24 protein-coding genes are annotated in these 22,488 nt (G+C 67.8%); 8 read left to right on the forward strand and 16 right to left on the reverse strand.

Annotated features, from left to right (window positions below; genetic code table 11):
• Positions 1–425: 425 nt before the first annotated feature.
• Complete coding sequence (locus ETD86_RS06090) at positions 426–1,436, reverse strand: PQQ-dependent sugar dehydrogenase (RefSeq protein WP_246147681.1); 1,011 nt, start codon at positions 1,434–1,436, stop codon at positions 426–428.
• A gap of 165 nt (positions 1,437–1,601) precedes the next feature.
• Here ETD86_RS06090 and ETD86_RS54865 point away from each other — a divergent pair, with 165 nt between their 5' ends.
• On the forward strand, positions 1,602–1,748 hold the full coding sequence (locus ETD86_RS54865) for a hypothetical protein (protein ID WP_170222905.1): 147 nt from the start codon (positions 1,602–1,604) through the stop codon (positions 1,746–1,748).
• 31 nt (positions 1,749–1,779) lie between these two features.
• On the opposite strand, the gene ETD86_RS06095 is transcribed toward ETD86_RS54865, so the two are convergent.
• Both ETD86_RS06095 and ETD86_RS06100 read right to left on the reverse strand, forming a co-directional pair.
• Positions 1,780–2,532 carry an SDR family NAD(P)-dependent oxidoreductase gene (locus ETD86_RS06095; RefSeq protein ID WP_138665113.1) on the reverse strand — a complete coding sequence of 251 codons (753 nt, stop codon included), beginning with the start codon at positions 2,530–2,532 and terminating at the stop codon, positions 1,780–1,782.
• A 26-nt stretch (positions 2,533–2,558) separates the two neighbouring features.
• Positions 2,559–3,377 carry a helix-turn-helix transcriptional regulator gene (locus ETD86_RS06100; protein ID WP_246147683.1) on the reverse strand — a complete coding sequence of 273 codons (819 nt, stop codon included), beginning with the start codon at positions 3,375–3,377 and terminating at the stop codon, positions 2,559–2,561.
• A 265-nt stretch (positions 3,378–3,642) separates the two neighbouring features.
• Here ETD86_RS06100 and ETD86_RS06105 point away from each other — a divergent pair, with 265 nt between their 5' ends.
• The gene (locus ETD86_RS06105; protein ID WP_138665115.1) at positions 3,643–4,239 is read left to right on the forward strand and encodes a recombinase family protein; all 597 of its coding nucleotides are present in this window, start codon (positions 3,643–3,645) and stop codon (positions 4,237–4,239) included.
• Positions 4,240–4,700: 461 nt separating this feature from the next.
• Here the strand turns inward: ETD86_RS06105 and ETD86_RS06110 are convergent, their stop codons facing one another.
• Entirely contained in the window at positions 4,701–5,600 is a 900-nt protein-coding gene (locus ETD86_RS06110; protein ID WP_138665116.1) for a helix-turn-helix transcriptional regulator, read from the reverse strand.
• A gap of 221 nt (positions 5,601–5,821) precedes the next feature.
• Between ETD86_RS06110 and ETD86_RS06115 the strand changes: the two genes are divergently transcribed.
• Both ETD86_RS06115 and ETD86_RS06120 read left to right on the forward strand, forming a co-directional pair.
• A complete protein-coding gene (locus tag ETD86_RS06115) occupies positions 5,822–6,256 on the forward strand; it encodes a nuclear transport factor 2 family protein (protein ID WP_138665117.1) in 435 nt (144 codons plus the stop codon).
• Positions 6,257–6,589: 333 nt separating this feature from the next.
• Complete coding sequence (locus ETD86_RS06120) at positions 6,590–8,014, forward strand: IS1380 family transposase (RefSeq protein ID WP_211369855.1); 1,425 nt, start codon at positions 6,590–6,592, stop codon at positions 8,012–8,014.
• A 297-nt stretch (positions 8,015–8,311) separates the two neighbouring features.
• Here the strand turns inward: ETD86_RS06120 and ETD86_RS06125 are convergent, their stop codons facing one another.
• From ETD86_RS06125 to ETD86_RS06155, 6 genes are all read right to left on the reverse strand, one after another.
• The gene (locus ETD86_RS06125) at positions 8,312–8,548 is read right to left on the reverse strand and encodes a hypothetical protein (RefSeq protein ID WP_170222906.1); all 237 of its coding nucleotides are present in this window, start codon (positions 8,546–8,548) and stop codon (positions 8,312–8,314) included.
• Positions 8,536–9,207 (reverse strand): hypothetical protein, encoded by a 672-nt coding sequence (locus ETD86_RS06130; RefSeq protein WP_138665119.1) that lies wholly within the window; start codon positions 9,205–9,207, stop codon positions 8,536–8,538. The genes ETD86_RS06125 and ETD86_RS06130 overlap by 13 nt, the downstream gene beginning before the upstream one ends.
• 61 nt (positions 9,208–9,268) lie before the next feature.
• Entirely contained in the window at positions 9,269–10,117 is an 849-nt protein-coding gene (locus ETD86_RS06135; RefSeq protein ID WP_138665120.1) for a helix-turn-helix domain-containing protein, read from the reverse strand.
• A 10-nt stretch (positions 10,118–10,127) separates the two neighbouring features.
• The gene (locus tag ETD86_RS06140; RefSeq protein ID WP_246147684.1) at positions 10,128–10,640 is read right to left on the reverse strand and encodes a DUF6879 family protein; all 513 of its coding nucleotides are present in this window, start codon (positions 10,638–10,640) and stop codon (positions 10,128–10,130) included.
• A 436-nt stretch (positions 10,641–11,076) separates the two neighbouring features.
• Positions 11,077–12,750 carry a fumarate hydratase gene (locus ETD86_RS06150; RefSeq protein WP_170222907.1) on the reverse strand — a complete coding sequence of 558 codons (1,674 nt, stop codon included), beginning with the start codon at positions 12,748–12,750 and terminating at the stop codon, positions 11,077–11,079.
• A gap of 26 nt (positions 12,751–12,776) precedes the next feature.
• Complete coding sequence (locus ETD86_RS06155; RefSeq protein ID WP_138665122.1) at positions 12,777–13,676, reverse strand: DMT family transporter; 900 nt, start codon at positions 13,674–13,676, stop codon at positions 12,777–12,779.
• A gap of 68 nt (positions 13,677–13,744) precedes the next feature.
• On the opposite strand from ETD86_RS06155, the gene pdxR reads away from it, so the two are divergent.
• Positions 13,745–15,163 carry a MocR-like pyridoxine biosynthesis transcription factor PdxR gene (gene pdxR / locus ETD86_RS06160; RefSeq protein WP_138665123.1) on the forward strand — a complete coding sequence of 473 codons (1,419 nt, stop codon included), beginning with the start codon at positions 13,745–13,747 and terminating at the stop codon, positions 15,161–15,163.
• 88 nt (positions 15,164–15,251) lie between these two features.
• Here pdxR and ETD86_RS06165 read toward each other — a convergent pair whose 3' ends face one another.
• Complete coding sequence (locus ETD86_RS06165) at positions 15,252–15,782, reverse strand: DUF4245 domain-containing protein (protein ID WP_138665124.1); 531 nt, start codon at positions 15,780–15,782, stop codon at positions 15,252–15,254.
• Between the two features lie 11 nt (positions 15,783–15,793).
• Positions 15,794–16,402 (reverse strand): TetR/AcrR family transcriptional regulator, encoded by a 609-nt coding sequence (locus tag ETD86_RS06170; protein WP_138665125.1) that lies wholly within the window; start codon positions 16,400–16,402, stop codon positions 15,794–15,796.
• A 218-nt stretch (positions 16,403–16,620) separates the two neighbouring features.
• Between ETD86_RS06170 and glpX the strand changes: the two genes are divergently transcribed.
• Positions 16,621–17,649, forward strand: a complete 1,029-nt coding sequence (gene glpX / locus ETD86_RS06175; protein WP_211369857.1) for a class II fructose-bisphosphatase — start codon at positions 16,621–16,623, stop codon at positions 17,647–17,649.
• Between the two features lie 119 nt (positions 17,650–17,768).
• On the opposite strand, the gene ETD86_RS06180 is transcribed toward glpX, so the two are convergent.
• Both ETD86_RS06180 and ETD86_RS54870 read right to left on the reverse strand, forming a co-directional pair.
• Positions 17,769–18,419, reverse strand: coding sequence for a DUF1707 SHOCT-like domain-containing protein (locus tag ETD86_RS06180; RefSeq protein ID WP_138665127.1), 651 nt, complete (start codon positions 18,417–18,419; stop codon positions 17,769–17,771).
• A 54-nt stretch (positions 18,420–18,473) separates the two neighbouring features.
• On the reverse strand, positions 18,474–18,629 hold the full coding sequence (locus tag ETD86_RS54870; RefSeq protein ID WP_170222908.1) for a hypothetical protein: 156 nt from the start codon (positions 18,627–18,629) through the stop codon (positions 18,474–18,476).
• 75 nt (positions 18,630–18,704) lie between these two features.
• Here ETD86_RS54870 and ETD86_RS06185 point away from each other — a divergent pair, with 75 nt between their 5' ends.
• Entirely contained in the window at positions 18,705–19,397 is a 693-nt protein-coding gene (locus ETD86_RS06185) for a DUF998 domain-containing protein (RefSeq protein WP_138665128.1), read from the forward strand.
• 89 nt (positions 19,398–19,486) lie between these two features.
• Here ETD86_RS06185 and ETD86_RS06190 read toward each other — a convergent pair whose 3' ends face one another.
• A complete protein-coding gene (locus ETD86_RS06190; RefSeq protein WP_138665129.1) occupies positions 19,487–20,071 on the reverse strand; it encodes a TetR/AcrR family transcriptional regulator in 585 nt (194 codons plus the stop codon).
• Positions 20,072–20,164: 93 nt separating this feature from the next.
• On the opposite strand from ETD86_RS06190, the gene ETD86_RS06195 reads away from it, so the two are divergent.
• Positions 20,165–21,349: an MFS transporter gene (locus tag ETD86_RS06195; protein ID WP_138665130.1), complete on the forward strand. Its 1,185-nt coding sequence runs from the start codon at positions 20,165–20,167 to the stop codon at positions 21,347–21,349.
• Positions 21,350–21,374: 25 nt separating this feature from the next.
• Here ETD86_RS06195 and ychF read toward each other — a convergent pair whose 3' ends face one another.
• Positions 21,375–22,451, reverse strand: a complete 1,077-nt coding sequence (gene ychF, locus ETD86_RS06200) for a redox-regulated ATPase YchF (protein WP_138665131.1) — start codon at positions 22,449–22,451, stop codon at positions 21,375–21,377.
• Positions 22,452–22,488: the final 37 nt, after the last annotated feature.

Here is a 22,488-nt window from a genome sequence, read left to right on the forward strand (position 1 = left end):
GGATGCCGCCGTACTCGCGGGCCACCCGCCGGATGGCGAAGATCGACTCGGCCCGGTCCTGGACGGTCTCCCTCCCACCCGCCACCCGCACCGACATCGAACCCGAGGCCGCAGCGCTTCTGCGGTTCCTGGCCCCCGACGACGAACACCGCCTCGAATTCGCCGCCCCCTGGTGAACGACTCTGCGGGCCTGCCGGAATCAGCCGGGTCCCCAGGCGTGTGGATCTGCCGGAAACTGCGTCCAGAGCAGGCTGGAGATCCTGCGCGGCAAACCCTGCGGCGGGCGCTCGGCTGACCGGGAATAGACTTCCGGGTCAAGATGGTGCCGCTGTTGTGAGGGCGAATAGCACTCAGGCCGCCGTAACCGGCGTGATCCCGGCGCTTGCGATGGGGCCCAGGCCGCGGACCAGTACGCAAGGCCGGAACTAAGAATTTCGTGCCGGATACCTGATGATCCGGTCGTCCCCGTCTCGGACGTCGCCTCGGCCGTCTCGGTTTGATGTCGTGACCCAGAGTGCTCCGTCGGGTGCCACGGCCACCGTCCTGATGCGACCGTACTTGCCTTGGAGCTCTGGCTTGGGCGCTCCTCCGTTCAAGGGGACCGTCCAGAGGCGTTCGCCTCGCAGGGCCGCCACATAGAGGGTGTTGCCTGCTATCGCGGCGCCAGAGGGAGACGACTCGGCCGTCGACCACGTGACCATCGGGTTGGTGAACTTCCCGTTCTCGGTATCGCCATTGCCTTCTACCACTGGCCAGCCGTAGTTCTTCCCGGGTTCGATGAGGTTGACCTCGTCATAGGTGTTCTGGCCGAACTCGGGGGCGAACAGGCGGCCCCTGGCGTCCCAGGCGAGGCCTTGGACGTTGCGGTGGCCCAGGCTGAACACGGGACTGCCCGCGGTCGGGTTGCCCGGTGCGGGCTTGCCGTCTGCCGTCAAACGGAGGATCTTGCCGTTGGGGCTGGCCGGATCCTGCGAGGACCCGGCGGTGCCTGCGTCCCCTGTCGCTACGTAGAGGAAGCCGTCTGGACCGAAGGCGATGCGGCCGCCGTTGTGGTAAGCAGCCTTGATGATGCCGCTGAACATGACTTCCTGGTCGCCGCCGCCGAGCTTGAAGCGGACGATCCGGTTGTCGGACTCCGCCGTGAAGTAGGCGAACACGTACGAGTCCTGTTCGTAGTTCGGGGAGACGGCCAGGCCGAGGAGACCGCCTTCCCCGGCTGCCTGGACGCCATTCACCTGTGCCACTTCCTTGGCGTCTCCGCCCCTGGCCGGGACCTGGAGCACGTTGCCGGTCTCGCGCTCCGCCACGAGGGCATCGCCACCGGGAAGGAAGGCGAGACCCCAAGGGACCTCGATGTCCCTGGTGACCTCTTCTCCTGCACCCAGGTCCGGTTCTGCTCCGGCCTGACTCTGGCCCGTGGCCGTCGGGGGGGGCACCTGCGGTTTCAGGTTCCGGCTCGGCGCAACCTCCGAGCATGATCACAAAACTGAGGGCCAACACCAGGCGACGCATCATGACTACCTCCGTTCCAGGCAGGACGTACGGGCACGTGCCAACACATGCGGTCAGCGGGCGCGAGGCCGCTGGAGAGCGCAGGTCTGGTGAGGGGGCTCACAGACCTGCGCGCGGCTCTACGGGTTCTTGCCGTCAGGGCCGGTCGGGCCTGCGCCTGCACCGCTGGCAGTGATGGCTTCCGCGACCCCGACCTGCCCGAGATCGACTTCACCACCCTGTCCGAGGAGGCGTAGCGGTGGGCCTGCTACGGCTGTTGTATGGCTGTCAAAGGCGCAGCCCGAGGGGCGCCGCTGCCACGAGGCCGCCGTCGATGATGAGGTCCTGACCCGTGATGTACGACGCGTCGTCCGAGGCCAGGAACGCGACGGCAGCGGCGACATCGTCCGGGTGGCCGAGCGAGCCGAGCGGCACCTCCGCCATGACACGGGTCTCCGCGTCGGGGTCGATGACGGACCGGTACATCTCGGTCTCGATGTAGCCGGGGCTGACGGAGTTGACGCGGATGCCGCGCGGCGCGAGCTCGGTGCCGAGCGTGCGGGCGAGATTGTGCACGGCAGCCTTGCTGGCGGCGTAGATCGAGGCCGCGGGGACGCCCCGGTGCAGGGTCCAGGAGGCGTTGATGACGACGGCGCTTCCGTCGCCCATCAGCGGCAGCGCCTTTTGGATCGTGAAGAATACTCCCTTGAAGTTGATTCCGACGGTGTGGTCGAAGTCCTTCGGGGTGAACTCTGACCTGAAGTCCGCAATTCCGGCATTGGCGAAGACCACGTCGAGGGCGCCGCGCCAGGTCTCGACGCGCCGCACGAGGAGATCGAGGTCGGCGTCGACGCTGACGTCCGCGCGGACGGGCAGGACCCGCTCGGAGCTCAGGCGTTCTGCTGCGGTGTCGAGGCGGGCCTGGTCGCGGCCGGTGATGACGACGTACGCGCCCTCGTCGAGGAGTCTGCGCGCGGTCGTGAAGCCAATGCCGCTGGTGCCGCCGGTGATCAAAACTGTTTTGTTCGTGAATCGCTTCATGCCGCCGATCCTCGAGCGGTGCGAGCTTACGCGGCAGTGCCGGCTGAACCTGGGTCTGACACCACCACCAAGCGCTCCAGTAGGGCCTCCGTTCCCGTCCCTGGTGCGGGGGTGTGCAGCGACAGGCGGTGGCCGGGCAGTTCGGGCAGCGGCAGGGTGGTGGCCTCGAAGGTCAGCGTCCCCAGGCCGGGAATCTCCAGGGCCTTGGTGCCGTGGGTGGTGCCGCCCACGGGGAGTTCCGCCCAGATCTCGGCGAATGCAGGGCTCGCGGCGCACATGTCCGCGGCCAGGCGGTCGAATTCGGGATCGTCCGGGTAGCGGGCGGCGTCCGTCCGGAACAGGCCGATCATCGCCCGAGCCGTGTCGTGCCAGTCCACGACTGCCGCACGGTAGCGGGCGTTGGTGAAGAAGCTGACCAGGCAGTTGTGGTCGTACGCGGTGCACTGGAACACGATCTCCGCCGCGCGGTTGACCGCGAGGATGTTCCAGTGCCGGTCGATGACGTACGCGGGCCGCGGCAGCCAGCCCTCCAGCAGTCGCCGCACGGCATCGGGGACCCGGCCTTCGGACGGCGCCGCCTGCGGCGGGTTGAGGCCGGCGAGGAGGTACAGGTGCTCGCGCTCGGCGGGCTCCAGACGCAGCACCCTGGCAATGGCGTCCAGGACGTCGGCGGAGACGTTGATGTCACGTCCCTGCTCGAGCCAGGTGTACCAGGACACTCCTACGCCGGCGAGCACCGCCACCTCCTCCCGCCGCAGTCCGGGCGTACGGCGGCCCTCGCCTGCCGGCATACCCACGTCAGCGGGCGTCACCCGGGCTCGCCGCGACCGGAGGAATGCGCGCATCTCGGAACTGCGACGCTGCCGCGCATCTGTAGAGAGCCGGGAAATGACCATCAGGTCATGCTATGTCGTGATTAACGGACCTCGCCTGTACAGCGCCCACGCGTGTCGCTGCCCGGGGATGCTGCCGACCGAGCTGCCTCGTGTGCGAGCGCGCTGTGCCGCATCGTTTTCTGGATAGAGGTTTCTGGACGGTGTCGCGCCTGGTCGCTAAGGTGTCCGGAAAAGTAGACTTTTCTGGACGACCTCGAGTGGCGGGAGCCCCACTGTGGCGCGCACCATCGCCTACGCCCGCGTCTCAGCCCGCGACCAAAACCCTCAGCTCCAGCTTGACGCCCTCGATGCCCGCGGCTATAACGCGATCTTCCACGAGAAGATGTCCGGTGGCCGCGATGACCGACCCGAGTTCAAACGCGCCCTCGCCGAAGTCGCCGAGGGTGACACCTTCCTGTTTTGGAAGTCCGACCGATTCGGCCGCTCCGCGGCGCACGTGCTGACCGTGGTGAAGGACCTGCGAGCGCGCGGCGTAAAGATCGTCTCCCTCACCGAGAGCTTCGACCTGGAAACCAAAGAGGGCCGATTCATGTTCGCAGTTCTGGCTGCGGCAGCCGAGTACGAGCTCGAATTGCGCGCCGAGCGTCAGGCCGAGGGCATCGCGGCCGCCAAGCGGCGTGAGACCGAGGGTCGGATGTTGCCAGGCAAGAAGCGGATGGGCCGCCCTCGCGTGCTTGGCCCCGCCGAACGAGCCGCCTTGCGCGACCTGGTTGCCGACGGCACGTCCGTCACCGAGGCAGCACGCACCCTGAAGATCGGACGTTCCACCGCCTACGCCGCCCTCTCCTTGGAAGGCAACGGACCTCGCTAGGTGAGGGTTGCGTACTAGGACGACACGCATCACAGACGCCGAAAGCTAGACAAAACGTCACGCGAGATGACCTGACCCGCCAGAATCCGCCTTGCCTTATCGCAGGTCAGGGGCATATCCGTTGGATTTTTCGTCATAGCTACGGGGATCCCCACAACGCCAGATGTTCCAGTCAGGCGGTCGCCGAGTTCGGCCCGCGCCGCCGCGATGACGGGCCGGTTCGTAGGCACGCAGCGTAAGCAAAGATGGGGGCTGCAGGGTCGATGCGACGGGGAATTGAGGCGATCTCCTGCGCCCGCCACGGGATTCCGAGTCACGCCCGCTCGGCCGCGAAACGATCACGACCATCGTGGGAAGCGATCTTCGACAGGGCGTCATCGTTACTGCTCAACCACGCTCGTGAACGCCCCAAGAGGAGCGAGACGTCTGCTCGCGGCACTTCTTTGGGCAGGTGCCTCCCGTCAGGGCCGCCGGTTTGACGGTTCGCTGGTGGAATCCGCGTCCTGCTCCGGTCCGGTCGTGGCGGACCAGTTGGCGAGCAGTTTCAGGCCGTCCTCGGCGGCGGTTCCGGGGGGCGCGCTGTAGACGACCACGCTCAGCCCGCTTTCGTCCGGCAGGCTCATGGTCTCCTGATCGAGTTCCAGGACGCCGACGAGCGGATGGTCGAGGCGTTTCGTGCTCTGGCGGAAGACATGCACGTCGTGGGATCCCCACATCACACGGAAGGCGTCACTGCGGGTGGACAGTTCACCGATCAGGTTCGACAGCTCCCGGTCGTAGGGGCTTTTCCCCGCCTCGATGCGCAGCGCGCCCACGGCGAAGCGGGCCATGCGCTCCCAGTCGGCGTAGAACCGCCTGGCCGCGGGATTGAAGAACGCGAACCGGGCGACGTTCGCCCCGCAGCTCGGGTCGGCGTACATCTCCGAGTACAGGGCCCGGCCCAGCGGGTTGGCGGCCAGCGTGTCGAGGCGGTTGTTCATCACGTACGCCGGCAGTTCCGGCATGCCTTCGACGATCCGCGTCACGCTCGGCCGCACTGTCGGCCGAACCTCCCGCTGCCGGGCCCCCGCCCCGGGCGCCGGTCCCGCAGCGCGGGCGAGATCGTACAGGTACATGCGCTCGGTGTCGTCAAGCCGCAGGGCCTGGGCGAGGGCGTCCAGCACGCTGTCGGAGACACCTCGCAGGTTGCCGCGCTCCAGGCGCGTGTAGTACTCCACGCTCACCCCGGCGAGCGTGGCAACCTCACCCCTGCGCAGTCCGGGCACCCGCCGCTGACCGTACGCCGGCAACCCCGCCTGCTCGGGGGCGATCTTGTCGCGTCGGGAGCGGAGGAATGCGCTGACTGCAGCCAGATTGTCCATGAGGACAGGGTAGGCAGGCCACGCGATGGGTGGGGGACCCTGCCAGTACCCCTCACCGCAGAGACTCCCCCGTCACGGCCGTCTCCTGTTGCATGGTGCACGTCCCGATCACCAGGGGCCCGACCGACGCGAGAACATACCCGCCCCGGCCGGCCGGCCATCCAGTACCGAGTTCCACATGAGTCCTTGCGTACCTGAACAAGACTGAAAGGGCACACACAATGAGCAACCAGATCGAGACGGTGACGCAGAGCCCTGCGGATGTCGTGCGAGGGCTGTATGACGCGTTGAGCAAGGGCGATGTGCCGGGTGTCCTGGCCAAACTCGACCCCGAGGTGATCGTCGACGAGCCGGACCAGCTTCCCTACGGGGGTGTGCACCAGGGCCGCGAGGTGTTCGTGCAGTCGATCCTGGGCGCGATGATGGGCTACGCCAACGTCGCCATCACCGATGCCGAGGTGTTCGAGGGCCCGGCCGGCGTCATCGGAACGCTTACCGGAACGCTCACGGCCCACACCACCGGTGAGAAGTACCCGCTGACCATGGTCGAGATCCACCAAGTCGAGGACGGCACGGTGCGCAAGATCGACGTCTACACCAAGAACCCCCACGAGCTCGCCGCGTTCTACGCGCGCGCCGAGAAAGGCATCCGCTGACGACGACACTCTTCAGAGCCCGGCCGCGTTGCCGCACAGCCGCGAGCCGCTCGGCCCACCCACCTAAGCGGGAAGGGGATCACGAAGTTCCGAATCCGCCGAGTAGGGAAGTTCTCGGCACTGAGCAGCCAAAGCGTATCCCTGGGAACTGGGCGGCTCCGCTTGGTAGCGATGCGGGCGAACCTCTGCACAGGACCACCAGGCCTCGGCGATTCACGGCGGCTGAGGAGAGTTCCGACCAAGTGATCGATTAGACAGCAAAGAGTGCCCCTGATCTGGAAGATTACGGATTGTCGAGATCAACAACCTTCCAGAGCGAGGAGCACTCTTCGCGTGCAGACTATCCCGAAGTGGATGCAAGGGCTGACGGTCACGGTCGGCGGTCACGGCGTGGTCTCTCACGTCGGTACGGCGGGGCTGCGCATGCTGGCGTTCAAGAGCGGCCTGACCGGCGAGCTGACGGCCGCGTTGCGGGTGCGAGGGCATCAGGTGAGGCACGATCGGGGCCAGGTGCTGTCCGATCTCGGTGTGATGATCGCCGATGGCGGGACGGCGATCCGGCACATCCGTACCCTGCGGGATCAGGGCGAGTTATTCGGGTCGGTGGCCTCGGCATCGACGGCGTGGCGGGCGTTGGAGGAGGTGACCGCCCGGCAGCGGGACAAGATCGCCGCCGCGCGGGCCAGAGCCCGGCGGCGAGTGTGGGAGTTGATCGCCGCACGGCACGCCGGCATTCCGCCTTCGCGGACCTGCTACGGCGATCTCGGAGAATGGATCGTGATCCGCCTGGATGCCACGATCCAGCTCTGTCACAGCGATAAGGAAGCGGCGGCCGGGACGTTCAAGGGCAGCTTCGGATTGTTCCCGCTGACCGCATGGTGCGATAACACGGGCGAGTCCCTGGCCATCAAGCTGCGTCCGGGTAACGCGGGTGCCAACACCGTGGCCGACCACCTCGAGGTCCTGGCGGCCGCGATCGCGCAGATCCCGCCCAAGCACCGCAGGAGGATCCTCATCACCTGCGACGGGGCCGGCGCCACGATCGAGTTGCTGGCCTTCATCACCACGCTGAACACCCGCAGCCGCCGGGCCCACTACTCGGTCGGCTTCGACCTCGATGAGCGCGCTCGCAGCGCGATAACCGCACTGCCTGCCGATGTGTGGTCGTGCGTGTTGGATGACACGGGCCAGGCCCGCCCCTTGGAGGAGGCGGGTACCGCAGAGCTCACCGGCCTGCTGCGGCAATCAGCCGGTGGTGACAAGCTGGCCAACTGGCCGGCGGGCATGCGCATCCTGGTCCGCCGGGAGAAACCCGCCTCCGGAGCCAAGCTGACCGACTTCGAGAAGGCACGTGGCTGGCGCTATCAGCTGATCGCGACCAACACGCCTGCCCTGGCTCTGCCGCTGCAGCAGGGCGAGGCACGCCACCGCGTCCATGCCCGGGTGGAGGATTTCATCCGGTGCGGCAAGAACACCGGGCTGGCCAGCCTGCCCTCCTGGTCGCTGGCCATCAACCAGGCGTGGTGCATCGCCGCCGCGATCGGCTGCGACCTGCTGTCCTGGTTTCGCCTGCTGTGCTGCGAGGCCGAACTGGCGATCGCCGAACCGTCCACCCTGCGCTACACGCTGCTGCACACCAGCGCCCGCCTGGTCCGCGGCCAGCGGCGACGCACCATCAAGATCCCTCACACCTGGCCCTGGGCTCACCAGCTCCAACGCGCCATCGCATCCGTTCTGATGCTGCCCGCCCCCACCTGAGCACCAGACCTGCCCCTGACTCCCGACGGAAAGACCCCACCGGCCCGTGGATCCGGCACCACCGGCGTGACCGCCGACTCGACACCCTACCCAGAGACCAAAACGAAGATCAACAAATCACGCAGCCGTCACGCTGGGCGAAGCCACCCAACCCCGTGAATCATCGAGGTTAGGAGCCCTGGCCGTACAAACGTGGGCAACGGAAGGACGGCCAGGGACCCCGACCCCGGTGGGAAAGATCCGGGGCGCCCACACCCCGGATGAGGGAGAACCAGCGGACACCTCAACCGGGGCTGTCTATGGCTGGACTTCCGGGAACTCCACACGCAAGATGTCGGCTTCCATCGCGTCGCGGGCACGGTCGCCACGCGCCTGCCCTGGGTGCTTCATGTCCCAGAGTCGCCCTATGGTGTAATCGCCGAGGGTGGACAGCTCCGCTGCACGTTCCTCGCGTGTCAGTGGGATCAATGGGTCGCGCCACGCGGTTCGGGACTTGGTCATGGTCGGTTCCTCCTCAACGGTCACGAGCGCCACGGCTGGGCCGACCGTGGCAACGCTCGTCTTTCCGGGGCTGCGTTCAGGCGTTCGGCTAGCTCGGCTTCCAAGGCTTCCTCTGCGACCGCCTTCGCCGCCAGCTCGTCGAGGTCCCGCGCCATGAATCCGTAGGTCAAGCCCTGGTTGTACATATGTTGCGAGTACTTACTCCGCGTGGCGGCGCAGCCTCGAAGCCATGTGCTGATCTCCCACGTCTGCCCGTACTTCGCTTCTAGCTCCGCAACAGTGGTCATCACGCGGCTCCCCCCCGCGCTCTGCGCCACTAGGAGGGCGACACGGACGGGCAAATCCGCCGGCACGACTTCCACCCTGTCGGCCTGCGGATCGTTGTCTGCTCCGACGCGCGCCAACTCGACCATGTAGCTACCGGAGCGGGGGCCGATGGTCACCGTGGCGACCTTCCAACCGGCGTCGGCGTAGATCACGAGCTGCGGCGGATACCAAAGCCGCTCGGCGGAAGGGCTGGGCTTGGTCGCACACTGGATCGCAAGCCGCTTGATCAGTTGAGCGTTTACGCTTGCGGCCGTCAGACGCTCAAGAACTCGGTCCAGGGTCGCATTCTGCGCTGCCGCCTCCTCCTCCGGTATCGGCTGGCCGAGCAGGTCATCGGCTGATGCACTCGTGCGCGTAAGGGCCATGCCCCGACCGTAGGAGCGAGCATTCCCCGGACTCAACGAGTGTGCTCGAACTTGCTCAGAATCAACCAAGCTCAGCGATGGCGGAAGCGATGAGCTGACGGGCTGCAGTGCCGTACACGGCCAACTCGGATAGGTGGTTGAACCCTCGGATGTACTGGGCGATCTCTGACGGCTGGCTCACATTGATCTCCGCAGTCAGAAGTTCTACCTGCACCAGCGTGTCATCAAAGATGTTGAACGCCTCGACTGGCCACATACGCCGTCCATCATCTTGGGGAATAATCCCCAGGGACACGGACGGCAGAGACATGATCGCCAGTAGGTGTCCCAGCTGACCGGCCATGACTTCCGCGTCGCCGATACGGCTCCGCAGCACCCATTCTTCGACCAGGACCGCGAAGCGGTGATTTCCCTCGTGCAGGAAGCGTGCTCGCGCAACACGCGCGGCTACTGCTTCCGTCACGTCGTTGGGGGCGTCTCTGAAAGCGGCGATGGATGACAGCAGCGCCTCAGCATAGGCGGGAGTTTGGAAGAGGCCCGGAACGACGTTGGAGCAGTAGACACGAAAGTGCCTCACCTGCTCATACATCTTGATCTTGGAGAGCTGGAGCTGTCGCAGACCAGTCCTCTGGAGCCGCTTCCACTCCACGTACATCAGGTCGGCTGCTCGTGAGGCGGCGATCAGTTCTGGAGCTTGGTCCTCAGCTCTGCAGGCGGCACACCACGCGCGAATGTCCGACTCGGAGGGGACGGTTCGGCCGTGCTCGATCTTCGATGCTTTGGATTCATGCCACCCCGCCATCCGGGCGACAGTTCGGGCTGTCAGCCCGGCGTCAAGGCGGATTTCGCGTAGGCGCTGGGCTATGCCCTGACGTGCCTGCTGGGCGCTTGAAGATGGCGAGGTGCGCATGTTTCAGTGATCAGACGAGCCGGTACTCCGCGTGATCAATCGCGCGATGCCAGACTGCCTCAAAGGCGGTCAGGCATTGCTTGATCACGCTGGGATCACGCACCAGTTCTTCGCCGAGATAGCGGCCATCTCCCGCGAAAAAACCGAAGCGGATCAGGTGGTCATCGAACACCCATAGGTCGTTTCCGGGCAGCAGGAGATCGGACGCCCGACGCCGGGGAAGCCACCTGACCAACTCCCCGGCCTTGATGTTCATCGAGTCGGTTACGGAGTGCTCGAACCGGATGTAGTCGGTAACGGGCTCGGAGACGATGCGCGCTCGGCGAACCACCACGCCTCTTGCTCGCGCCCCGCCTATGAGCTGGTGCCAGTCGCGTTCCCGTTGTGTGCGGTCGTAGGACGGTCCACCCTGCCACGCGATGAACGAAGGGTCATCGGGCACGTAGGCGTCGCGCATCTCCAAGTGGACCGCTGAATGCTGGGCGCTGGCCAGCATTTCCTCAAAGGTCATGAGCGGCTCCACCACACGCCTCCATTAGGAGCTTGGCCATGCGTCGTGGGACGCGGACGACCTTCTCATTGTCGGGGATTGGGCTACGGGCGGCGACTTGGGCTAGATCTTCCTGCCCGGTCACTTCCCACCCTTGTATGACGATGCTGCCGTCTGCTTCGTCCACTCATACGGAAGGGCAGTTGTTCCCGTCCGTGTTCGGGTCGATGCCGATGAACCGTAGCGCCATGGTGCCCTCCGATGCTCCGAGTGTGCTCCAACTTGCACACGCGAGCCTGAACGGCGGGTGTCAGACAGTCAAGGGTAGCCGCTAGATCGAGTCAGAACAGGTCAGCACAACGTCAGCACCGATGCTGACGACAGTCGTGATCAACCTGAACGACAGAAGCCCCAGAACCCAAGCCATATGGCTGTGATCTCGGGCTTCAGGTTTGTGGCGAGACTGCTTCTACCTGGGCGAACGTGTCGGGATGCCTACAAAGGTAGCTCCGCCATCAAGTTGCCGTTGATCAAAGAAGTCGTCACCCTTGTCATCGACGACGATGAACGCCGGGAAGTCCACCACCTCGATCTTCCAGACTGCTTCCATGCCCAGCTCGGGGTATTCGAGCACCTCCACCTTCTTGATGCAGTCCTGCGCCAGCCTGGCCGCGGGACCGCCGATGGAGCCCAGGTAGAAGCCGCCGTACTTCTGGCAGGCCTCCGTGACCTGCTTGGACCTGTTGCCCTTCGCCAGCATCACCATTGAGCCGCCCGCCGCCTGGAAGCGCTCGACGTATGAGTCCATCCGCCCGGCCGTGGTGGGCCCGAACGAGCCGGACGCGTAACCCTCCGGCGTCTTGGCGGGACCCGCGTAGTAGACGGCGTGGTCCTTCAGGTACTGCGGCATCTCGCCGTCGTTGTCGAGCAGCTCACCGATCTTCGCGTGGGCGATGTCGCGGGCGACCACGAGGGGGCCGGTCAGCGACAGCCGGGTCTTGACCGGATATTTCGTCAGCTCGGCGAGGATCTCCTGCATCGGCCGGTTGAGGTCCACCTGTACGACGTCGTCCGACAGGTGCTCATCGGTCGTCTCCGGCAGGAACCGCGCCGGATCCGTCTCCAGCTGTTCCAGGAACACACCTTCCGGCGTGATCTTCGCCAGCGCCTGGCGGTCCGCCGAGCACGAGACGGCGATGGCCACCGGGCAGGACGCCCCGTGCCTGGGCAGGCGGATCACGCGGACGTCGTGGCAGAAGTATTTCCCGCCGAACTGCGCCCCGATGCCCAGTTTCTGCGTCAGCTCGAAGACCTTCGCCTCCAACTCCAGGTCACGGAAGCCGTGCCCGGACGGCGATCCCTCGGTGGGGATCGTGTCGAGGTAGCGGGCGCTGGCGTACTTGGCGGTCTTGAGCGCGTACTCGGCGGAGGTGCCGCCCACGACGACGGCCAGATGGTACGGCGGGCAGGCCGCGGTGCCCAGCGAGCGGATCTTCTCCTCCAGGAAGGCCATCATGCGCTTCTCGTTGAGGACGGCCTTGGTCTCCTGGTACAGGAACGACTTGTTGGCCGAGCCGCCGCCCTTGGCCATGAACAGCAGCTTGTACTCGTCCGGATGGCCGTGCGGGTCCTCGGCGTAGAGCTCGATCTGGGCCGGGAGGTTGTTGCCGGTGTTCTTCTCCTCCCACATGGTGAGCGGAGCCATCTGCGAGTAACGCAGGTTGAGCCGCGTGTAGGCGTCGTACACGCCGTGCGTGATGTGCTCGGCGTCGCGCCCGTCGGTCAACACGTGGCGGCCGCGCTTGCCCATGACGATCGCCGTGCCGGTGTCCTGGCACATCGGCAGCACGCCGCCGGCCGAGATGGAGGCGTTCTTCAGCAGGTCGAGCGCCACGAAGCGGTCGTTGCCGCTGGACTCGGGGTCGTCGACGATCTTCCTGAGCTGGGCGAGGTGGGAGGCCCGCAGATAGTGGGAGATGTCGTGAATGGCCGTCTCGGTGAGCAGCCGCAACGCCTCTGGCTCGACCTCGAGGAACGTACGCCCGGCCGCCTCGACTTTCCGCACCCCCTCCGTCGTGATCAGCCGATACTCGGTCTCATCGGCTCCCAGCGGCAGCAGGTCGGTGTAGTCGAACTCGCCCATGTCCATCCTTTCGCGTTGCCTAGAGATTACGCGCTCGTCCTCTCCCTTCGTGCTGCCACCCGGCCGATCAGCGGGCCCTTGGCCGGCGATCGCCCGGCCGTGAGGCCCACCAGGATGCCCGCGATCACCAGTCCCGCCCCCAGCAGGTCGTACGCGGACGGCATGGCGAGTCCCAGCACCACCCCCGTGGCGATCGCGCCCACCGGGATGAGCCCCGCGAACAACCCCGCCAGGCCCGGCCCCAGCTTGGGCAGCGAGTTGTACCACAGGAAGAACGCCACCACCGTGACCACGATCGCCAGATAGCCGAACCCGAGCACCTCGGCCGTCGTCGGCGGCCGGAACATGCTCGTGCCCTCGTCGGCCAGCCCGACCACCACGAGCATCGGCACGGCCAGCGCCGTCGAGTACGCCGACACCCTCATCGCGCCCAGCTTCGGCAGCAGCGGGATGGCCAGTACGGAGAAGCTCACCTCGCCCACCAGCGCGCCGAGCGCCCACAGCAGTCCGGTCAGGTTGCCGGTGCCGAGCCCGGTGGCCAGCGTCGCCCCGGCCACCACCACGCTCGCCCCGATCAGCAGTCGGGGCGCGGGACGTCCGCCCACCAGCGCCAGCCATAGCGGCACCGTGCCCAGGATGGTTCCGACCAGGGCCGGGCCCGAGGCCCGCGCCGACTCGACCACGCACACGTTGAACAGCACCAGGCCCAGCAGGGTGAGCCCGCCGAGGCAGAGGATCTCGCGCGGCGTCAGCCGTACGAACCGCAGGCCGAGAACTCCCGTTATGAGGAGCAGGATGACCGCCGCGACGAGATACCGGACGGCCTGTCCGCCGTATATGGGGTACGCGTCGACGAGTCCTGACACCCCGGCCAGTGTCCCCACCAGGAACATGGCCGAGGCGGCGCCCAGTATGCCGTTTCTCATGTGAAGGATGTTAAAGAGATAATGGTTCGCAGAAACAGTCCAATGTCCGGCCGGAAGACAGGACCAATATGGCTGACCTCCATATCCAGATAAATCGCGATAAGGGAGGCATAGCTGGGCAGATCGCGTCCGAGCTGCGCGACTCCATCCGCGGCGGCCGCCTGGCCCCGGGCACCCGCCTGCCCGCCACCCGTGATCTCGCCACCGACCTCCAGGTCTCCAGGGGTGTGGTGGTGGAGGCGTACGAGCAGCTCGTCGCCGAGGGATTCCTGGTCTCCAGGGTCGGCGTCGGCACCCAGGTCACCCCCAAGAACTCCGCGACGATCGCCCGCAGGCCGCCACCAGCCGTGCCACTGCGTGCCAAGCCGGTACGCCGCCCGACGCCCAACTCCTACTACGGCCACCGCCCCACCTCGCCCGACCTCGGCCACTTCCCCAGGGAACGCTGGCTGGCGGCGGTCCGGCACGTCCTGACCAACGTGCCGTCCGACGCCTTCGACTACGGAGATCCGGGCGGCGTGCCCGAGCTGCGCGAGGAGCTGGCCGGGTACCTCAGAAGGGTCAGGGCGGCCGACGTGCGGCCGGAGAACCTCGTCATCGTCGGTGGCGTGGCCCAGGGGCTCAGCCTGGTGCTGCACGTGTTGTCCCAGCACCGGGGGCTGCGCCTGGCCGTCGAGGATCCCACCAGCCACCGCCAGGTCCCGCTGCTCAGGCGGGCGGGCGCGCACCTGGTGCCGGTGCCCGTGGACGAGGAAGGACTGGACGTGCGGCGGCTGAGCGGGGACGCGGTCCTGGTCACGCCCGCGCACCAGTACCCGACCGGCGTGGTCCTGTCACCGTCGCGCCGCGCCGCCCTGATGGAGTGGGCGGTCGCGGGCAACCGCGTGATCTTGGAGGACGACTACGACGCCGAGTTCCGGTTCGACCGCGACCCGGTCGGCTGCCTGCAGGGACTGGCCCCGGACCGGGTGATCCTCTCCGGCAGCGTCAGCAAGGCGCTCGCCCCGGGGCTGCGGATGGGCTGGGTGGCGGCGCCCGCCGAGCTGGCAGAGGCGATCAGGCGGGCGCGGGGCGAGCTGGACCTGGGTTCGCCGGTCATCGAGCAGTACGCGTTGGCCCATTTCCTGCGTACCGGCGGCTATGACAAGCACTTGAGGCGGATGCGCAGAGAGTACCGTCGCCGCAGGGACGCCCTGGTCGCGGCGCTGGCGGCGGAGCTGCCCGAAGTCCAGGTCAAGGGCATCGAGGCGGGCCTGCACGCGTACGTGGAGCTGCCCGGCGACTGGGACGAGCGCGAGGTGGCGCGGATCGCGCTGGGACTCGGCGTCTCCGCCGAGCCGGTGGGGCCCATGCGGGATATGCCGGGGCCGCCGGCCGTCGTCGTGGGGTTCGCGCGGTTGCCCGCGCACAAGGCCGTCGAGGCCGTTCGAGGGATAAAAGGCAGATTGTCAGGACGAAGCCTCATCGAGGAAGAACGCCTGGCTTAGAACGAGGAATTGACTGACCACCGCGAGCTGCGGCCGCCGGCCATGGGCTGCCGGACGATGACGCCGGACCGGTCGAGCCCGTCCGGCGTCACCCCTTGGGGCGCTCCTGCAGGGCGGACGCCAGCTGCCCCAGCTCCGGCCAGTCGGCCGTGCCGGTGATCACGAGGGTCACGTCGGGCAGGAAACGGACCAGCGTGCGCTGGTTCTTGTCCTCGCGGTAGCGCTGCTCCCACGCGACCCCGCCGACCTGCTGCGTGCCGACGGCCTTGTCGGAGTTGGCCATGCGGCTGGCGAACCCGGCGGCGGGCTGCTCGTTGCTCTGCACGAACATCGCGTGCTCCCGCTTGGCCGTCGCGTAGCCGAGGTAGAGGACCTGGGCGCCGTTCTCGCCCTTGGCGATCCTGTTGCTGTTGGGCACCCAGTCCTGCGGGTCCTGCCGCGGGGCCCACACCGCGTACGGCACCGAATGGCCGAAGTTGGCGACGGTGATCGAGTAGTCGCGCCGCGGGATGTGCTCCTCCCGCGGCTGCGGGGCGATCAGCAGGAACAGCCCCGCCCCCGCGAGGCAGACGAAGAGCGCTACCACGTAGCCATAGAAACCTTCGGTGAACCGTCGCACAGTTGGCGAGGTTACCCGCTGGACGAGGCGGTCGCGGACGCGGCCGGGCGGATCTGGGCGACGATGGCGAGCACCTCCTCGGCCAGGCCGCGGTCGCCGGTGCGGACGACCTCGGAGACGGCCGCGGCCAGCGCGCCGGTGATCACCACGACCAGCGCGGGCTGGTCCTCGAACAGCGCCGCGTTGCGCTGCGCCCACATGCGCAGCCGGTCGCGCATGACCACGTCGAAGCCGGGAGGGCCGTCGCCGCGCAGGAACAGCGCGGCCAGCTCGCGCTCCTCCAGGCAGCCGTCGAGGTAGGCGCGGGCGGCGCCGAGGAACACGCGCATGGGGTCGCTCTCGGCGTCGGCGCGGGCCGCCCTGGCCGCCTGCTTGGTCCGCTGCGTCTGCCTGGCCTGCCACTCCTCGAACAGCGTGAGGTAGAGGTCCGCCTTGCCGGAGAAGTGGTGGTAAAGGCTGCCCACGCTGGCGTCGGCCCTGGCCACCACGTCGGTCACGCCCGCCTCGGCGAAGCCCTTGGAGACGAAGATCTCCCGGGCGGCGGCGAGCAGCGAGGTACGCGTCGCCGCGCCCCGCTCGGACGTACGCGGCTGAGCCACCGCGTCTTCCACATCGCTCATTCGCCCTCCTCCACGGCGCGGCGCCATGCTCCATGGTGAAGGCAAGATCCCTGACGCGCACAGGGTATGGCGCAAAATCCGTTCGCTGGTCGAGCTTACCGATGCCCCTGCGGCGAGCCGCAGGCACAGGACTAAGCCGGACCAGGCAGATTATCCCCCTCTGGCCGGGAAGTGAAGGGCAACTACGATCGAGAGAGTTGTCTGCGAGGAGGCCAATGATGTCCGATTCCGTACCGCCCGCGCTCGCCACGAGCGAGCACGCGCCCGATCGAAACCTGGCGCTGGAGCTGGTCCGCGTCACCGAGGCGGCCGCGATGGCCGCGGCCCGGTGGGTCGGCCGCGGTGACAAGAACGGCGCCGACGGCGCGGCGGTGAACGCCATGCGCCAGCTGATCAGCACGGTTTCCATGAACGGCGTGGTGGTCATCGGCGAGGGCGAGAAGGACCACGCCCCGATGTTGTACAACGGCGAGCACGTGGGCGACGGCAGCGGCCCCGACTGCGACGTGGCCGTGGACCCCATCGACGGCACCCGGCTGACCGCGCTGGGCATGCCCGACGCGGTGTCGGTGATCGCGGTGAGCGAGCGCGGCTCGATGTACGACCCTTCGGCCGTGTTCTACATGGAGAAGCTGGTCACCGGCCCCGAGGCGGCCGACTCGGTCGACATCGAGGCCCCCGTGTCCGCCAACATCAACGCGGTCGCCAGGGCCAAGCACTGCTCCCCGTCGGACGTGACCGTGGTCGTGCTCGATCGGCCCCGGCACGAACGGCTGGTCAAGGAGATCAGGGAGACGGGTGCGCGCATCAAGTTCATCACCGACGGCGACGTGGCCGGCGCGATCATGGCGGCCCGCACGGGCACCGGCATCGACCTGATGCTGGGCATCGGCGGCACGCCCGAGGGCATCGTGGCCGCGTGCGCGCTCAAGTGCTTGGGCGGGGTGATCCAGGGCAAGCTCTGGCCGCGGGACGAGGCCGAGCGCGGCAAGGCCATCGACGCGGGACACGACCTGGGTCAGGTGCTCACCACCAATGACCTGGTCAGCTCTGACGACGTGTTCTTCGCGGCGACCGGGATCACCCACGGCGAGCTCATGCAGGGTGTACGGTTCCGCGCCGGCTCCGCGGTGACGGAGTCGCTGGTGATGCGCGGCCGGTCCGGCACCATCCGCAAGATCGAGAGCGAGCACCAGCTCTGGAAGCTGCGCGCGTACAGCGCGATCAACTTCGACACGGCGGGCTGACCAGCCGCGAGGGAGTGCCGTCGCCGGGAGGAGTGGCGGGAGCGGAGCGACCAGAGCGGGGGAAGGCGGCGGCATTGGGCGACCGAGCCCGCCTCACGGAGTGAGGCCAATGAACACAATCAGCGGCGGCGTCTGCGGCGGGGTGGCTCCTTGACCTTGACGTCGCCGGCGAAGTTCGTGGTGCGGACCTCGACCACGGGCGCGCCCGGCTCGGTCGGCTGCTTGGTCAGGCGGACCGTCTTGCCCTTGGCCACCCTGATCACCTCGAGGTCCTCGGGCACGTGGATCTCCAGCCCGCCGAAGACGAGCGTGGCGTTGATGATGATCCGCCGGTTCTGCAGGATCGCGTCGCGCAGGTCCAGCTTGGTGGTGCCGAACATGGCCGTCACCGCGAGCTCGGCGGGCACCACCCAGCGCCCGCCGCGCTGTTCCTGCTTGAAGATGGCCGACACGGGCCGGCCGTCCAGGTTGAGCGGCTGCTGGTCGGCGGGCAGGAGGTCGCCGGTGAGCTCTGCGAGCTCACCGAGCGTGCGCGCGGAGTAGAGCACGCCGAGCCGCTCCTCCAGCTCCTCCAGGGTGAGCCGGCCGTCGGCGTGCGCGTCCTGGAGCACCTGGGCGATACGCTCGCGGTCGGCGTCGGAGGCGCGGAGCTCGTGCGGCGGCGGCACGTCACCCGTGGCCGGCAGGCGGCGAGCGGAGACGAACTCCTCGGCCAGTCGCTCTCCGACTTCCTGCAGCTTCGGCAACCAGGATCCCGCGCGTTCGTTCACACATATGACGATATCTGGCGCCCGGACGATTCGCTCGTCCCAGAACGGCCACTCCTAGCAGATTCGCGCCAGCAGCCCGGCGATCTCCTCCGCCAGGTCGTCGTTCACCTCGGCGTGGCGGTTGAGGAGGCGGTACCACATGGCGTCGAAGACGAGATCGTACGATCTCGAGGCCAGGAAGCGGCTGCGTGAGCTGAGCGACGAGCTCATCCGGCGCGCACTCTCATAGAATTTTTGGAATCTTCGCCCACACTCTTCCTGTTAACCCGACAAAGGGAGGTGTGCGTGCATCAACCGGCACGATGGGGACTAGGCGCGGCAGGCGCGGGCGTCACGGTGATCCTGGGCCTGGAGCTGACGAGCCTCGACGAGATGAACCCGATCAGGCGGACCATCAGCGAGCACGGCCTCGGCCCCGACGGATGGATCTTCGGGCTCGCGGTGGGCCTGCTGGCGGCCGGTTCGGTGGCCATTGGAGTGTCGCTGGCACGCAAGAGGCTCGCCGGGGTCTTCGGCATGGTCGCGCTCATGGGGTGGAGCGTGGGGTTGTTCCTGACGGCCTGGTTCGAGAAGCACGACTGGTCGGTCGGACCGAGCACGAGCGGCAGCATCCACCGTGTGGGCAGCATCATCGCCTTCGTGTGCCTGCCGCTGGCAGTCGTGATCATCGCCCGGCCGTGGCGGCATCGGGAGCGGTCGAAGGCCACGCTCGTGGCGTTCGGGCTCGGGATCTGCTCCGTGTTGTGGGTCGTGTTCATCGGCACGATGATCTTGATCGCCGCGGAGACCGGGATGCAGTGGTGGCGGGTCATGCCGCTCGGGCTGGTGGAGCGGGGTCTCGCGGTCACGGAGGTCGCCGCGCTGCTCGCCCTGGGGGTGTGGGCCGCGGCCCGGCAACTGGGCGGTGAGGGGACGGTCGTCGAGAAAGCCGACGAGATCATCACACCGGTGGGCAAGCCAGGCGTATCAGGCCGATGAGGCAGGCGGGCTGTGAGGTCGTCACACCGCCGGGCGTAGCAGCACGGTCAGGTCGTCATACCGCCGGGCGTAGCAGGGCGGTGAGGTCGTCATACCGCCGGGCGTAGCAGGGCGATGAGGTCGTCCACGTAGTCTCGGAAGACGGCCGCCATGTCCACCCGGTCGGGGTCGATCAGCCACTGCGTCTGCAGGCCGTCCATCATCGCGATCAGCCGGTCGGCGTGGGCTTCGGCGTCGAGGTCCGCGCGGAACTCACCCCGCTCGACGCCCCGCCGCAGCGCCGCCGCCATGTCCGCGCGCAGCCGCCGGTAACGCCGCCTGGCCCACTCGTGCCCGGGATGGTCCGGCGTCACGGCCTCGCCGCTGATCACGGAGAACAGCTGCACCAGCCCGGGCACCCGCGCGTTGTGCTCCACCACGCCCACCAGGGCGCGCAACGCGTCGATCCCGCCGGCCGAGGCCATGTCGAACTTGCGCGCGTCCAGCTCGTCCCGGTAGTCCAGCACCGCGACGAACAGCCGCTCCTTGCTGTTGAAGTGGTGCAGCAGCCCGGCCTGGGAGAGCTCGACCCGCTCGGCGATGCGGGCCAGCGATGCCCCCCGGTAGCCGTTCTCGGCGAACTCCAGGAGTGCCGCGGCCAGGATGCGGTCCCTGCGCGCCTCTCCCCGTTTCACCCCGGAACCCTATCTCGTGCTGGCGCAGCGGCCGGGCGTGCCGCTAACCTGACCCCGCCTCACGTCTGATCTCCCCCCAATCAGGAGGCCGCCGTGCCGTCCCCGCGTGATCGCCAGGCCCGCCTCGCCACGTATGTCGTCTACGCCGTGCAAGGCCTCTCCTTCGCGTCCCTGCTCATCCAGGTCGCCAACCTGCAGGCCAAACACGGGCTCGACGAGGGCACGCTGACGATCCTGCTGCTGATCGTGCCCGTGTTCGCGGGCGTCGGCAGCATGGCGGCCGGCGCGTTCGCCGCCCGGCTGGGCAGCAAGCTGCTGCTACGTATCGCCCAGCCGGTGGTCGCGGCGGCCGTGGTGCTGGCCGGGCTCGCGCCGAGCGTGCCGCTGCTGGTGCCGGTCCTGCTGGTGTTCGGGGTGGCGGTCGGCGCGGTGGACGCGGGCATGAACATGCAGGGTGTCGCGGTCGAGCGCAGGTACGGCATGCAGGTGCTGAACGGCTTCCACTGCGTGTGGAGCGTGTTCAGCCTGGCGGGGGCGCTGTGGGCGTCGGTCGCCGCCGATCTGCCGCTGCCGGTCGTCATGGCGGTCCCCATGGTCTTCGCGGTGGCGGGCTCGCTCTACGCCGGGCGGGACCTGTGCACGATTCAGGAGGAGAAGGTCGAGAGCACGACCTCCCGGGCCGAGGGCAGATTCCCATGGCGGCCGATCCTCCCGCTCTGCCTGGCCATGGCCTTCCTGTACATCGGCGACGCAGCCGTCTCCAACTTCAACACCCTGTTCATGAAGGACGTCCTGGCGGCGGGACCGCAGGTCATCCCGCTGGCCTACGCGGCGTACCAGGCCACCACGCTGGCCGTCCGGCTCGGCGGCGACGTCGCGGCCAGGCGATACGGCCCCGCCGCCATCGTCAGGATCGGCGGGGTGATCGCCACGCTCGGCTTCCTGGGCGTCGTGCTGGCCCCGAACCAGCCACTCGGCATCATCGCGTTCGGCCTCACGGGGATGGGGCTCGCGGTGGTGGCGCCGCAGTCGTTCTCGGCGGCCGGCAAGCTCGACCCGGCCGGGACCGGAGTGGCCATCGCCAGGGTGAACCTCTTCAACTACGTCGGCTTCATCGTGGGCGCGGCGCTGGTGGGCGGCATCGCGGACGCCACGGACATGCGGATGGCGTTCATCGCCCCGCTGGTGTTGTCCGCCGCCATCATCGTGCTGGCGCCGGGATTCCAGCCAAAGAGCTTGCAGCCGAAGCAGGCCGCGGAGCCGTACCACAAGCCCTGATCGGGCGCCCGGCCGCCGGCCGCGGTCAGACGTTGAAGCGGAACTCCACCACGTCGCCGTCGCGCATCACATAGTCCTTGCCCTCGATGCGCGCCTTGCCCGCGGCGCGGGCGTTGGCGATCGAGCCGACCTCGACAAGGTCGTCGAAGGAGACGACCTCGGCCTTGATGAAGCCGCGCTGGAAGTCGGTGTGGATCACGCCGGCCGCCTCTGGCGCGGTGGCGCCCTTGGGGATCGTCCAGGCCCTGGTCTCCTTCGGCCCGGCCGTCAGGTACGTCTGCAGGCCGAGCGTCTCGAAGCCGACCCTGGCCAGCTGGCGCAGCCCCGACTCCTCCTGGCCGACCGACTGCAGCAGCTCCAGCGCCTCCTCCTCGTCGAGCTCGACCAGCTCGGACTCGATCTTGGCGTCGAGGAAGACCGCCTCGGCCGGGGCGACGAGCGACGACAGCTGCTCCCTGAGCGCGGTGTCGGCCAGCTCGTCGGCGTCGAGGTTGAACACGTAGAGGAACGGCTTGGCCGTCAGCAGGTGGAGCTCGCGCAGCTCCGCGCTGTCCAGGCCGGTCTCGAAGATGGTCTTGCCGGTCTCCAGGACCGCCTTCGCGGCCTCCGCGGCCTCCAGCGCGGACTTCTTGTCCTTGTTGTTGCGCGCCTCCTTCTGCAGGCGCGGGATGGCCTTCTCGACCGTCTGCAGGTCGGCCATGACGAGCTCGACGTTGATGGTCTCGATGTCGCGCTTGGGGGAGATCTCGCCGTCCACGTGGGTCACGTCGGGATCGGTGAAGACCCGGATGACCTGGCAGATCGCGTCCGTGTTGCGGATGTTGGAGAGGAACTGGTTGCCCCTGCCCTGCCCCTCCGACGCCCCCTTGACCAGGCCCGCGATGTCGACGAACTCGACCTTGGCGGGCAGGATGCGTGCCGAGCTGAAGATCCCGGCCAGCACGGGCAGGCGGTCGTCGGGCACGCCCACGATGCCCACGTTGGGCTCGATGGTGGCGAACGGGTAGTTCGCCGCCAGAGCGTTGCCGGTCTTGGTCAGCGCGTTGAACAGCGTGGACTTACCGACGTTGGGCAATCCGACGATGCCGATGGAGAGGCTCACGGAGCTCAAGTTTACGTGCTCGGCGTAACGAGCGTGT

The organism is Nonomuraea turkmeniaca, assembly GCF_005889735.1.
Classification (GTDB): Bacteria; Actinomycetota; Actinomycetes; order Streptosporangiales; family Streptosporangiaceae; genus Nonomuraea; species Nonomuraea turkmeniaca.